This is a genomic window from Pseudescherichia sp. (assembly GCF_032052675.1).
Lineage (GTDB): Bacteria > Pseudomonadota > Gammaproteobacteria > Enterobacterales > Enterobacteriaceae > Pseudescherichia.
This window is the reverse complement of sequence record NZ_DAMBWA010000011.1, coordinates 69,238-83,048: the sequence shown is the minus strand read 5'-3', so window position 1 is coordinate 83,048 and position 13,811 is coordinate 69,238. Positions and strand designations below refer to the sequence as shown.

Below are 13,811 nucleotides of genomic sequence, written 5' to 3'. Positions count from 1 at the left end.
CCCTCTCAGATGGACAAATTATTGATTTTCATCTGCAACATTTCACTCAGCGCTGGAGAAGCGTCGCTTTTTGCGCCCGTTTCCCAGGCGCTGCGCGCACCTTGCTTATCGCCCTTGCTAAGCAGGGCTTCACCGCGCAGATCGGCTACGATGGCCGTCCAGCCTTCACCCTTGATTGACTCCAGGGTTTTCAGCGCCGCATCGGCCTGTTTCAGCTGTATCTGAACGCGCGCCAGGCGCAGGTTGATTACCGCTTTGAGGTTCTCATCGCTGGCAGCGGCCAGACCCTGCTGCAGCTGCGCTGCGGCTTTATCAAGCTGGTTGCTTTCTACAAACTGCTGGGCCAGCTCAAGGGAGGCAAAGGCACCGTAAGTGTTTTTCGTATCAGCAGCAAACTTCTCTGCCGCCGCCAGCGTCTCTGGCTTATCCGCCCGCAGCGCCGAGACGGCATTTTCATAAGCCCAGGAGGATTCGCGCACGGAATCATCCTGATGGCTTGTCCAGTAGCGCCAGCCTACCAGCGCGCCAACGCCTAAAATAACCCCAACGGCCAGCGCTTTGCCATTCTCGGCAAAGAAGCGTTTAATCGCATCAACCTGGTCGTGCTCGTTCTCGTAGATTTCCACGCAGTCCTTCTCCTAAACGATAGTTCCCCGGGGAGATTAACCCAGTAGTGTGCGCAAATGCGCGGCAACGCTATCCTGCGCTACGGTCGTCTGCTCACCAGAGCGTAAATCTTTTACTACCACGTTGCCGTCAGCCACTTCTGACTCACCCAGCACCAGCGCGACGCGAGCGCCCCACTTGTCGGCACGGGCAAACTGTTTCTTGAAGTTGCCGCCGCCGTGGTTGGTCATCAATTTAACCTCTGGCACAGCATCGCGGACCCGCTCGGCCAGCTGCAGCGCAGCGGCCTGCGTATCCGTACCCGACGCGACCAGGTATATATCGACAACGGGATCGGCATTAAATTCCGGATTAACTGCCTGAACTAACAAAACAAGTCGCTCTAGACCCATCGCAAAACCTACCGCCGGCGTTGCACGACCGCCGAGCTGTTCTACCAGGCCATCATAGCGGCCGCCTGCGCAGACTGTGCCCTGAGAACCAAGGCTGCTGGTAACCCACTCAAAGACGGTACGGTTGTAGTAGTCGAGCCCGCGTACCAGACGCTGGTTAACGGTATAGGCGATGCCTGCCGCTTCCAGCAGTTTGCACAGGCCAGCAAAGTGTTCGCGAGAGTCGTCGTCCAGATAGTCGCCCAGCGCCGGCGCATCGTTTAACAGCGCCTGCACGTCCGGGTTTTTAGAGTCCAGCACGCGCAGCGGGTTGCTGTACATTCGGCGCTTGCAGTCTTCGTCGAGCTTATCTTTATGCTGCTCAAGGAAGGCGACCAGCGCATCGCGGTAGTTGGCACGCGCCTCCAGCGAGCCGATGGAGTTCAGCTCCAGGCTAACGTGATCGGCGATGCCCAGCGCACGCCACCAGCGGGCGGTGAGTAGGATCAGCTCGGCGTCGATGTCCGGGCCCTGCAGGCCAAAGACTTCACAGCCCAGCTGATGGAACTGGCGATAGCGCCCTTTCTGCGGACGCTCGTAGCGGAACATCGGCCCGACGTACCACAGACGCTGCTCCTGATTGTACAGGAGACCATGTTCGATGCCGGCGCGTACGCAGCCCGCCGTACCTTCCGGACGCAGCGTCAGGCTATCGCCGTTGCGGTCGTCAAAGGTATACATCTCTTTTTCAACCACGTCGGTCACTTCACCGATGGCGCGTTTGAATAACGGGGTCTGCTCTACAATCGGCAAGCGGATTTCACTGTAACCGTAGCTGCCGAGCACGTTCTTAAGTGTGCCTTCAATGCGCTGCCAGATGGCGGTGTCGCCTGGCAGGTAATCGTTCATGCCGCGAATGGCTTGAATATTCTTTGCCACGTTTATTCTCTTTATAAATATAAAAATGAACCCTCAGGGCAAACCCGAACGTGCGGGCCCTGCGGGTTCAATCATACACGGGAAGCCAGCCGCTTCCCAGCTACGTTATTTTTCCAGCTGCTGAACGTCAATGCGGCGGGCTTCATCAAGCATCGAGGCCTTGGCGCGGATGCGGGCTTCCAGCTGGGCGATCATATCGCCGTTGTCCAGCCGGTCCTTACGCACGCCATCTTCATACAGGCCGCTTTTCTTGTTGCCGCCGGTCACGCCGAGGGTAGAGACCAGCGCTTCACCCGGGCCGTTCACCACGCAGCCGATGATCGAGACGTCCATCGGGGTGATGATATCTTCCAGGCGCTGCTCAAGGGCGTTAACCGTGCCGATAACGTCAAACTCCTGACGGGAGCAGGTTGGGCAGGCAATAAAGTTAATGCCACGGGAGCGGATGCGCAGGGATTTGAGGATATCAAAGCCCACTTTGATCTCTTCGACCGGATCTGCCGCCAGCGAGATACGCAGCGTATCGCCGATCCCTTCCGAGAGCAGCAGTCCGAGGCCGATGGCTGATTTCACCGCGCCGGCACGTGCGCCACCGGCTTCGGTGATCCCGAGGTGCAGCGGCTGATCGATCTGCTTCGCCAGCAGGCGATAGGACTCAACGGCCAGGAAGACATCGGATGCTTTGACGCTCACCTTGAACTGATCGAAGTTAAGACGATCCAGATGATCCACATGGCGCATGGCGGACTCCAGCAGCGCCTGCGGCGTCGGCTCGCCATACTTCTCCTGCAGATCCTTCTCCAGCGATCCGGCGTTAACCCCGATGCGGATCGGAATATTTTTGTCGCGTGCGCAGTCAACAACGGTGCGAATACGCTCTTCGTTACCGATGTTGCCTGGGTTGATACGCAGGCAGTCGACGCCATACTCCGCCACCTTCAGCGCAATACGGTAGTCAAAGTGGATATCCGCGACCAGCGGAACGCTGACCTGCTGTTTGATGAGCTTAAAGGCTTCCGCCGCATCCATCGTCGGCACGGAGACGCGGACAATATCCGCACCAACGCGCTCCAGGGCTTTGATTTGATTAACCGTCGCTTCCACATCCGTGGTGCGGGTATTGGTCATTGACTGAACGGCGATAGGGGCACCATCGCCGATGGGTACATTCCCCACGTAGATACGTTTCGATTTTCTACGTTGAATAGGGGCCTGGTTATGCATTGAAAACTCTCCCGCGTTGCCCGTCAGTTACTGAGCTGCTGATTGTTCGGCATTGAGGGTCAGGCGCGCAACCTGGTTACTTCTGATAAAGCGGCTCAGATCGACGGGCTTGCCCTGGAACTGGATCTGCACGGCTGACGGTGCGCCAATTTTTAATTTATAGGGGGTCTGTCCGGCCAGGTTCAGGTTAGCACCGCTGCGCTGGATACCGCTGAACAGCTTCTTACCGTTCGCATCGGTCACTTCCAGCCAGCAGTCGGCGGTGAAGGTCATGGCCAGCGCGTTGGCATCGGCGGTATTGGTCACGCCCGCCTGATCGGTTGGCAGCGGAGCCGCGCCCGGTGCGCTATTTGCCGTTGCAGCCGCAGGGGCAGTGGTTGCCGGCGCAGTCGCCGCAGGGGCAGTGACGGCGTCAACGTTAGCCTGAGACGGAGAGACTACGGCGTTTTGCGCGTTGGTCTGTGCCGGCGCAGCGGTGGTAGCCGCTGGTGGGGTCTGGGTTGCTACTTCGGCTGGCGCGGTACCGGTGGTCTGCGCGTCGGCAGGCTCGGCCGGGTCGGTGTTCAGAGGGACGCTTTGCGTTTCGTTGTTGCTGGCGTTCAGTTCCGCAGAGGATTGATCGGCCATAGTGGTGATCTCTTCCTGCTGGGCTTTGTGGTTCTGCCACCACCATGCGCCGGTCAGGCCAACCACGACAAAGACAATCAGCCAGGTGATGCTCGACAGCCAGCCATCGCGCTTCTTACGGCGTTTGCCAAGGGAAAAAGAGTGCATCGGGGCGACCTTGGCCGCTCTGACCGGAGCCTGCTTCTCCATCATGGGCAGCAGCTCTTCTTCCGGGATGTGCACGAGGCGCGCATAGGAGCGGATATAGCCCCGCAGGAAGGTAGAAGCCAAATCGGCAGGCGCTTTGTCTTCTTCGATATCGCGAACGGTGGAAACCTTGAGGCACAGGCGTTCAGCGACCGCTTGTTGGCTTAGCCCAAGTTGTTCACGGGCGTTGCGCAGACGGACGCCAGTGGTTTGTGTTGCATTTAGGTCTTGAGTGGCTTCAGTATTCATTCGCTACAGCTGCTGGTACGTGAAATGTAAAATCAGGTGCCGGTAAGTCACAATGCCCACCCGCACCGCGAAACTTCTGGGTCAGTTAACCTTAGACCGACAGTATAAGACTGTCAGGTCGGGGATAACAGAACAGCTTTTACCTCAAGGGCTAAACTGTTATTCCATCGTTACATACTGCCTCAAACACGACGCAAACGCACCGTAATTATTTATCGAAACTGTATATTTAGGTTACTTACGCCACGCGATTATGCTGCACGATCCCGGTTTGGGACCGTGCAGAAAGCATAATTAAACGGCCTTAACTGAAATGGGCTCGCCCTGCATACGCTTGCGCAAGGTGCGCTTGGTACGGTCGATAACCTCACCCGCCAGCTGGCCGCAGGCAGCGTCGATATCATCACCGCGGGTTTTACGCACGATAGTGGTAAAACCATACTCCATCAGCACTTTAGAGAAACGGTCGATACGGCTGTTTGAGCTACGGCCATACGGTGCGCCGGGGAACGGGTTCCAGGGGATCAGGTTGATCTTGCACGGCGTATTCTTCAGCACTTCCGCCAGCTGGTGCGCATGCTCGGTGCCGTCGTTGACGTGATCCAGCATAACGTACTCAATGGTGACGCGGCCCTGGTTAGCATTGGATTTGCTAATGTAACGGCGCACGGCATCGAGGAAGGTTTCGATATTGTACTTTTTGTTAATCGGCACAATTTCGTCACGGATCTCGTCCGTTGGCGCGTGGAGAGAAATGGCCAGCGCTACGTCGATCATGTCGCCCAGCTTGTCGAGCGCAGGCACGACGCCAGAGGTCGACAGCGTTACGCGGCGCTTGGAGAGGCCAAAGCCGAAGTCATCCAGCATGATCTCCATCGCAGGCACGACGTTGTTCAGATTGAGCAGCGGCTCGCCCATGCCCATCATCACCACGTTAGTGATCGGACGCGTGCCGGTGACTTTGGCCGCGCCGACGATTTTCGCCGCACGCCACACCTGGCCAATGATCTCAGATACCCGCAGGTTACGGTTAAAGCCCTGCTGGGCAGTTGAGCAGAATTTACACTCCAGAGCGCAGCCGACCTGGGAAGAGACGCACAGCGTGGCGCGATCCTCTTCCGGGATGTAGACCGTCTCAACGCGCTGGTCGCCCACCGCGATTGCCCATTTGATGGTGCCGTCGGTAGAGCGCTGCTCTTCAACCACTTCCGGCGCGCGGATCTCTGCGACCTCTTTAAGCTTGTTACGCAGCACCTTGTTGATATCGGTCATATCATCAAAGTTATCGCTGCAGTAGTGGTACATCCACTTCATCACCTGATCGGCGCGGAACGGCTTTTCGCCCAGGTTTTTGAAAAACTCGCGCATCTGCTGACGGTTGAGATCCAGCAGGTTGATTTTGGCGTCTTTGTTGGGAACCGTCGACACGACGATTTCAGGCGTAACAGTTTGTTCTGACATAATAGATTCCGGCCTCGTTGTTACACGTTGTGGCCCCTGGAGGGTTGAAAAAAGAAGCGCCCCGGTAAGCTGCTGCTCGTCCGGGGCGCTGCATTGTACAAATTCTACTGCATCAATGCCACGTCTGTCGGCGGCATTAGCGAAATAATTAACGAGTGCGCGGGCAGACTTCGTTCTCACCGAAGAAGAAAGCGATTTCACGGGTTGCAGACTCAACGGAGTCAGAGCCGTGGGTGCCGTTCTCGGTGAAGCTATCAGCGTAGTCGGCGCGCAGGGTGCCGGCCAGTGCGTTGTCCGGGTTGGTCGCGCCCAGCAGATCGCGGTGACGCTGCACGGCGTTTTCGCCTTCCAGCACGGAAACAACGATCGGGCCAGAGGTCATGAACTCAACCAGACCATCAAAGAAAGGGCGACCTTCGTGCTCAGCGTAGAAACCGCGAGCCTGCTCAACGGTCAGATGCAGCATTTTGGTGCCAACGATTTTGAACCCAGCGGATTCAAAGCGCGAAAAGATGCTGCCAATAACGTTTTTTGCCACCGCGTTCGGCTTGATGATGGAAAAAGTACGTTCAATTGCCATGATAACCTCTGTTATGTGTTTTGTTGTCGTGCATACACCCGTATGACCTGGCGCGAATTATAGAGAGCAACGCCAGCCTTGCCTATGGATGAAGATAACATTTTTTTAAAATAAGATGAGTTTTAGTAACCTTCCGGGGCAAACTGGTGCTATAGCACCCGAAAAAGCACCGTTGCGGTCTGTCCAACCCCGTCCATCACCACCAGCTGATACTCTCCCCGCTGCTCAAGACGCAGGCTTAAGGCCCGTCCGTGGTTATCCAGCGGCTCACCGTTGATAAACCACCAGCGCTCCCCCTCCCCGCCCGTCGCCTGGAGCGGCAGGGAGACGTACGCTTCACCAGGAAGCCGCTTCACCACCGCGCCCTCTTTCACGCCGGTAAGCAGCAGCGGGGGCGGATACTCCTGCTGACGCGGCGGGCAGCTAACGGAAGGCGCAGGCAGGCGTGCAGCGCGGCGCTCGCTGGCAGGTAGCCACGGCTCCAGCGGCAGAGGCCACACTACCAGGGTTTGTTCCCGGGCGTCCGGGCAGTCCGCCGCCACGCGCTGGCCCTGCGCATTGAGCCAGACCGGGAAGCGGATCCCCCGGATCCCCTCCTGCTGCGGCAGTAAAAGCGTAGGCGGCTCGCTCTTGTCCAGCAGCCAGGTGGCGAGACGGCGGCGGCAGTTGCTATCCCCGGCTGGCAGGCTCTGACCGCCGGGCCAGCAGATAACGCCCCGGCTCACCGACTCCGGACGCGGATCGCGCGGCTGGCGGGCAACCTCCAGCGCCGAGCGGGCCTGCAGCAGGTTGTTAACCTGGTTGAGCAGCGGCACGGCGCTGGCAAAGCCAAACTGTCCGGCGACCGGGGTACCGTCGGGCCGCCCGGTCCAGATACCAATCACGTAGCGGGCATTGATACCCACCGCCCACGCATCACGATAGCCATAGCTGGTGCCGGTTTTCCATGCCAGGGGAACAACCTGGCCAAGATCGGCATCGGGAAGCGGCTGCGCCTGAGAGGCAAGAATACGGCGGATAATCCACGCGGCTCCCGGCGACAGCAGCGGCCGCTCCACGAGCGCATCGTTCGGCTGCAGGCGTAAAAACCCAGCCTTGCCGTGGCGAGCAAAGGCGCTGTAGGCGGCGGTGATATCGGCCAGCGTCGCCCCTGCCCCGCCGAGGATCAGCGACAGGTTCGGCTCGGCGCCGGCAGGCAGGGTCAGCGGTAGCCCGGCGTTGCGCAGGCGGGCGGCAAACCGCTTCGGACCATAGGCCTCCAGCACCTGCACCGCTGGCAGGTTAAGCGAGCGGACCAGGGCCTCGCTCATGCTCACCGGGCCGTGAAAACCGCTGTCAAAGTTGCCGGGACGGTAATCCTCCGCCAGGCGGGGTACGTCCTGCAACAGCGACGCCGGATGGATCAGCCCCTCGTCCATCGCCAGACCATAGACGAAAGGTTTGAGCACCGATCCGGGGGATCGTACGGCGGTGACCATATCCACATGGCTGAAGCGGCTGTCGTCGTTGATATCCACGGAGCCAACCCAGCCGCGCACCTTCATGGTGGTGTGATCGACAACGATCATCGCCAGCGAGCTGCGCGGTGGCAGCTGCGGTTTATCGTTAAGGGCCAGCGCCTCCAACTGTCGCTGCAGAGAGGCGTCCAGGGTAGTGACAATTTTGCTCTGCTTATCTTTGCCCGCTACACGCCGGGCAAACAGCGGGGCAAGCTGCGGCATCTGCCGGGGGGCAAGCCAGACCGGCTCCTGGCGGGACTCTCGCACCTGTTGCGCCGACCAGACCTGCTGCGATGCCATGCGCTCCAGCACCTTATCCCGCGCCGCCTGCGCCCGCTCGGGCCAGCGATCCGGACGGAGGCGGCTCGGGGCCTGGGGCAGCACCGCCAGCAGCGCGGCCTCGGCATAGCTCAGCTGCGCCGGGGACTTGCCGAGATAGGCCCAGCTGGCGGCCCCCACGCCCTGCAAGGTGCCGCCGAAGGGGGCGCGATTAAGATAGAGAGTCAGGATTTCGCGTTTGGAGAGATGCCACTCCAGCTGCATCGCACGCCAAAGCTGGCGCACCTTGCCACCGAAGGTACGCGGATGGGGATCGAGCAGCCGGGCGACCTGCATGGTGAGGGTGCTACCGCCGGAAACCACCCTGGCCGAGCGCAGATCCTGCCAGGCGGCACGGGCAATCGCCAGCGGGTTGACCCCCGGGTGCGACCAGAACCAGCGATCCTCATACTGGATCAGCGCCTGCAAATAGCGCGGCGATACCTCTTCAATGGTCACCGGATAGCGCCAGATGCCGTCAGCGTCAGCAAAGCGCCACAGCGGCGTACCGTCTTCCGCCACCACGACCCGCGCCGGATTAACCTCGGCGAGAGGCAGCGGCCAGATGCGATCCGCAAGCAGCAGTGCAATAAGCAGAGCAACCAGCGCCCCCGGCAGCAGCAGCCAGCGGGAGCGACCTGCACGACCACCTTTCACGCTATGGCCGGACAATCAGCGGGCCGCTTGCCGCGCCCGTGGCCCGCCACTGGGGTACGTACATCGACTCGACCTGCGGCATCGGTACCTGATAGCTTCCCGGCGTAACGGCGCGAGCCAGATAGACCAGCGTAACTGGCTGCCCCTCGTTTACCGCTACCGCCGCCACAAAGCGATCGTCACGGAACTCCATATGTTGGATATCCGCCTGCTGCATCTGGTTAAGCAGGTTCTGCACCTCGCTGGCGCTCTCCTGCAGGCTGGCGCTGCTGCTGGCCAGATTCTGGTTCTCCAGCTCCAGACCGGCAGGCAGCAGATCAACCACCAGCGCATCCGGCACGTTCTGGCTGGCCTTCACCTCCAGCCAGACCAGCACCAGCTCGCCGCTCTTCAGCTCTGAGAGCGATTTGCTCTTGCCGTCGGTGCCGAGGATCTGCCGCTCGATCTGCAAGACGTTCGATGACGGCGTTGGCGCATACTGTGCATAGCCGCTGGTATCGAGACGCAGCCAGAGCGGCGCGCTGCCGGTGTTGGTCACCTGGAGCGCTGCAAGCGTATCCGCCGTCAGCGGCAGCGTCCGGGCACGGTCGCCGCTTAGCGCCTCTCCTGCGAGGGAGGTCTGGGCCTGCCAGCTGCCCGGATTGGCCGCCAGGGTTCTGCCCGCCAGGAAGAGCGCGTTGCTCTCCTGGGTCGAGAGCCAGCGCTGGCCGAATGCCTGCGCGGAGAGCGTGTGCAGCAGGCGGCTTTGCTCATTTGGCAGCAGGTTATTCTCCTGCAGCAGAGAGAGCATCAGGGCGTTATCACGAATAGCGCTGCCGTAGTCCGCCAGCCAGCGGGTATCGTCCTGACGCGGCGTTTTTAACCCCAGCGCCAGGGCCTGATCGCCTCGCTCGCCGTCGCCCATCAGCTTCAGGGCAATACCTACCTGCACCAGAGGTAGCCCTGCCGCTGCCTGGTCATGGCGCTGCCAGATCTCACGCAGCGCACCCAGAGGCGCTTTCTGCTGCTGGGCCAGCACCAGCCCGGCGTAGGCCTGCACGGCAAACTTACTCGCCCGATCGTCGTCGCTGTAGCGGATCGCCATCATGCCCGGATCCTGCAGGTAGCGCAGAAGACGATTGTTAGCCTGGGTCAGCGCCTCGGCGGGCACGCTGTAACCCTGCTGCCCGGCACGTACCAGGAAGTCGGTAACGTAGGCGGTGAGCCAGTACTCTTCCGGCCCGCCCTTATCCCAGAGCGCAAAGCCGCCGTCGTCGCGCTGCATCTGCAGCAGACGTGAGATGCCCGTCTCTACTGCGGCACGGCGTTTCTCGTCGCTGTCACCGGCAATGCCCAGCGATTTGAGCTGCGCGGCGTTGGTATAGAGCGACGGGAAGAGCCCGCTGGCGGTCTGCTCCAGGCAGCCATAGGGGTAGGCTTTCAGCTCGCGAATATAGCGCGCCAGGTTCAGCGGCGGTTTGCCACTCAGCAGCAGCTGCCCTTGCAGCGTGGCGGGCGCGAACCCTGTCACAAGATCGGCGGGCGCGGTCCAGCTCTGGCCTGGAGTCAGCATCGTCCCGGCACTGACCGTCTGTGCAGGCCAGGCGGGACGCACGCCAATCTTCCACTGCTTGTGCTGCGGGGCGAAGGTTTCGTTAGGCAGCGTCAGGCCGCTAATCTGGGCGCTGATTTCACCGTCACCAAAGCCATCTTTGGCAGCGATGGGTATGAAAATGGTGGTCCGCGCCTGAGGCGCGAGGCTCACCGGGGCGGGCTGCTGGCTTTGCAGCTCCACGAGGCCGCTGGCGGTGAGCGCCACGTTCAGCGTCTGCGGGCTGTCGGTCAGGTTGGTGATATCCAACGCCAGCCGGGTGCTGTCTCCGCTGGCAAGGAAGCGCGGCGTATTCAGCTCGGCGATCAGCGGCGCGGCGACAACCACCTTGCTTTCGGCGCTGCCGAACTCATCTTCGCTCCAGGCCTGGGCCATCACCCGCAGCTCGCCGTTGAAATCACCGATCGGCAGGGTCACCGTGCCTTCGCCATGCTCATCCAGCGTCACCGGCTGCGCCTGCTGGGCGATGATATTGACGTGGTTAACCGGCGGCTTCCCGCCCCGGTTCAGCTCGTCGCCGTCACCACCAAAGCGCAGCGTCGCCGCCCGGCCCTGGCCCTCAATCACCTGACCGTAGATATCATAGATATCAGCCCCGTAGCGCTTCTGACCAAAGAAGGATTTCCACGGATCCGGCGTGACGTAGTCGGTAATATTGAGCACGCCGCTATCGACCGCCGAGAGCAGCACGTTCACCTTTTTCGGCATTTCGCCTGCGCTTACGCTGGCCTTGACCTTGACGGTCAGCGGCTGGTCAGGACGCATCTTCTGCGGGCCGTCGAGGCTTATCGCCAGACGGCGGCTCTCATCGCCAAGCGGCAGGTGCAGCAGGCCAACCGCGCGCTTCGGCGTCGCGGCGCGGGACTTATCGCCAGGACGCACCACCAGCGTGCTGAGGTAGAGATCGTGGCGCTGCCAGGCTTTATCCACCGGGATAGCCAGATCCAGCCCCTCGGCCGGGACGTCGATCTCCTGCCACCACAGCGGACCATCGCTGGACTCCACCATCGCATAGCCCTTACCGGCCGCGGGGACAGCAATATGCAGCTGAATGGTATCGCCCGGCTGATAGGCAGGTTTGTCGAGCTTGAGGGTGACGCGGTCAGGACGCGCCGCATCCGCCCCCTCGTTGTTATCCTGCCAGCTGTAGCCCGCCCAGAAACGTACGCTGCTGACGGTCTCATCTGGCGCTTTCACCTCAAGGCGGTAGGAGCCCCACTCTACGGGGAAGCTGATCTTGCCGGTCTCATCCGCGGCCAGGTTGAGCGACTGCTCGCCCTCCACCAGATCCTTTTGATCGAACTGGGACTGCCAGCCGTCGCTCTCGGACCAGTTCCAGTAGTAGTCGCGACGCTCGCGGATCAGCCGCACCTGCAGATCGTTGACCGCTTTTTTCACGCCGCTGGCATCAACGTAGACAATGTCAAACCCGGCCTGGCCGTTCTCGTCAACCGTAGGTCGGTCAACGGTAGTATCGGTGCGGTAGTCGTAGACGGATTTAGCGGCAAACTGTGGACGGATGCCCGGCAGCGCGGCGGCGGGCCAGATAGCCTGCTCGGCGCGACGGGTCACCGGACGACCGCCGGACTCCAGCAGGCTCGCCTGGAGGATCAGCTGCAACGGCGAATGGGCCTCCTGCCACTGGCTTTCAGTTATCACCTCGCCGTGACCTTTCTCGTCCAGGGTAACCTGTACCTCATCAAGGCTGCGGGAGAGATTCTCCTCGGCAATGTTACCGAACTGGAAGCCCGGCAGGGCCGGGACGGCCTCCCGCAGCGGGCGCAGGAACAGCTGCCCCTGCAGGGTGTTGCCGTTAGCGGGCGCACCGTAGAGGTAGCGCCCCGTTACGTCGAAGCTGACGCTGTCGGCCATCGCCAGCGGCGCTTTTTGCGCGTTGAGATTGAGCGCCATGCGCTCCGGCATAAAATCTTCTACCTGGAAGCGCCACTGTGGGCTCTGATTATCCCCGGTATTGGCGCGAACGTGCCACATGCCGGTTGGCGCCCCGGCATCCAGCGAGTAGGTAAACTGGTAGAGTCCATCCTCCTGCGGCTGGCTGACTACCGTGCGTACGACCTGGCCGTCCGGCTTCACCACCTCCAGCTTCACCGGCTGGGCAGGAAGCGGCTTGCCGTCCCGATCGCGCAGCAGGGCGTTAAGGATCACCGTTTCGCCAGGGCGATAGAGATCGCGTGGTCCAAACATAAACAGCTGCTTGCTGTAGCCCGGCTCCCCGGCAATGGCAAACTCAGCCAGATCCAGCGCCGGCAGGGTTAAATCGAGCAGCGTGGTTTCGCCATCCTTACGCGCCAGCAGCAGGGCGGCCTCTTTATCGGTGTTCAACACCGCATGGCCCTTGGCGTCGCTGGTGGCCTGGGCCAGGGTCTGTCCCTTCTCATTAAGCAGGGTGACCTCAACGCCCTCACCCGCCGCGCCGTTTTCAAGGCCCTGGGTAAAGACATCCAGCTGATTGTGATAGCGATGCACCGACAGGCCGATATTGCTCAGGGTAAACAGCGTGGCGGCGTTGCTGTAGCTGTAGTGCCCGGCCTGGTTCATGACGGCGATATAGACCCCCGCCTGCTGGAGCGGTTTGATTTCAGCCAGCGGCAGGAGCAGCTTCTCGCGGGTATTGCGCGCCGGGTTGAGATCAAAACGCCCGGTGTAAACCAGATCCGCCATCTTCAGCAGCGTATCGGACTCCCAGTTAGAGAGCGAGTTGCGGTACTCCCACTGGCTAACAAAAGCCGTCAGCGACTCGGGCTTCACGCGGTAGAAGTTAACATCGACGTTATTGACGTTGAGCGCCATCACCGGCAGCCCCTCTACCACCTTGCCCGGCAGCAGCGAGCCCCGGCTGGCAAAGCCGACGCTCGGCTCCACGTCACGGGTAGTAATAGTTTTTTCAAAACTGCTGCCGAAGGTCGCTTTATTGAGCGCCACCAGCCCGCTATCAACGGAGACAATCAGCTCCCGATTCGGCTCCAGATGACGAAAACGCAGCTCTTTTAGATTCGGGGCCAGCTCCCACGCCCCGTCGAGCTTGCCGCTCTTCTTATCGACAAGGTGCACCGTCTGGGAGAAGTCCTGATCGGGATCGAGAGGAATGTTAAAGGCGAGCACCAGCGTAGCCGCGCCATCAAGCTGTACCTCGGAGGCATCTTGCAGGGTCAGGGATTTACCTGCGCTCTGGGCAGCGAGTTTCTCCCGCTGGGCGCTGTCAACTTTAGCCACCGGCTTTGGGTCAGCCTCCGCGGCTTTGGTGACCGCCGCCTGCGGCGCGCCGCTGTTATCACAACCCGCTAAAAAAGTGGTGGCTACTAGCGCCATCGCAAGCGCAGTAAAACGTAACGGTTTCATTCCTTTATCCCTGCCGTTGTTCGAGAGTCAGCCTTAGTATGCGCCAGTTTTCGTAGGAGCAAAAAGAGAATACAAACTCTGGAAAGCGGCTCGCAATCTTTGCCTGCTGGCTGGCCCGACTG

8 protein-coding genes are annotated in these 13,811 nt (G+C 60.7%); all 8 read right to left on the bottom strand.

Annotated elements, in window-relative coordinates; translation table 11 throughout:
* Window positions 1–5: 5 nt before the first annotated feature.
* Complete coding sequence (locus tag RTX96_RS15245) at window positions 6–626, bottom strand: YfgM family protein (RefSeq protein ID WP_103818869.1); 621 nt, start codon at window positions 624–626, stop codon at window positions 6–8.
* A gap of 36 nt (window positions 627–662) precedes the next feature.
* Entirely contained in the window at window positions 663–1,937 is a 1,275-nt protein-coding gene (gene hisS / locus RTX96_RS15240) for a histidine--tRNA ligase (RefSeq protein WP_103818868.1), read from the bottom strand.
* Window positions 1,938–2,042: 105 nt separating this feature from the next.
* Window positions 2,043–3,161, bottom strand: coding sequence for a flavodoxin-dependent (E)-4-hydroxy-3-methylbut-2-enyl-diphosphate synthase (ispG, locus tag RTX96_RS15235; protein WP_103818867.1), 1,119 nt, complete (start codon window positions 3,159–3,161; stop codon window positions 2,043–2,045).
* A 27-nt stretch (window positions 3,162–3,188) separates the two neighbouring features.
* Window positions 3,189–4,223, bottom strand: coding sequence for a cytoskeleton protein RodZ (gene rodZ, locus RTX96_RS15230; protein ID WP_312671489.1), 1,035 nt, complete (start codon window positions 4,221–4,223; stop codon window positions 3,189–3,191).
* 294 nt (window positions 4,224–4,517) lie between these two features.
* A complete protein-coding gene (locus RTX96_RS15225) occupies window positions 4,518–5,684 on the bottom strand; it encodes a bifunctional tRNA (adenosine(37)-C2)-methyltransferase TrmG/ribosomal RNA large subunit methyltransferase RlmN (protein ID WP_103818865.1) in 1,167 nt (388 codons plus the stop codon).
* Window positions 5,685–5,832: 148 nt separating this feature from the next.
* Window positions 5,833–6,264, bottom strand: a complete 432-nt coding sequence (gene ndk / locus RTX96_RS15220) for a nucleoside-diphosphate kinase (protein ID WP_103818864.1) — start codon at window positions 6,262–6,264, stop codon at window positions 5,833–5,835.
* A 149-nt stretch (window positions 6,265–6,413) separates the two neighbouring features.
* Complete coding sequence (gene pbpC / locus RTX96_RS15215; protein ID WP_312671488.1) at window positions 6,414–8,738, bottom strand: peptidoglycan glycosyltransferase PbpC; 2,325 nt, start codon at window positions 8,736–8,738, stop codon at window positions 6,414–6,416.
* A gap of 1 nt (window position 8,739) precedes the next feature.
* The gene (locus RTX96_RS15210) at window positions 8,740–13,689 is read right to left on the bottom strand and encodes an alpha-2-macroglobulin (protein WP_312671487.1); all 4,950 of its coding nucleotides are present in this window, start codon (window positions 13,687–13,689) and stop codon (window positions 8,740–8,742) included.
* Window positions 13,690–13,811 lie beyond the last annotated feature (122 nt).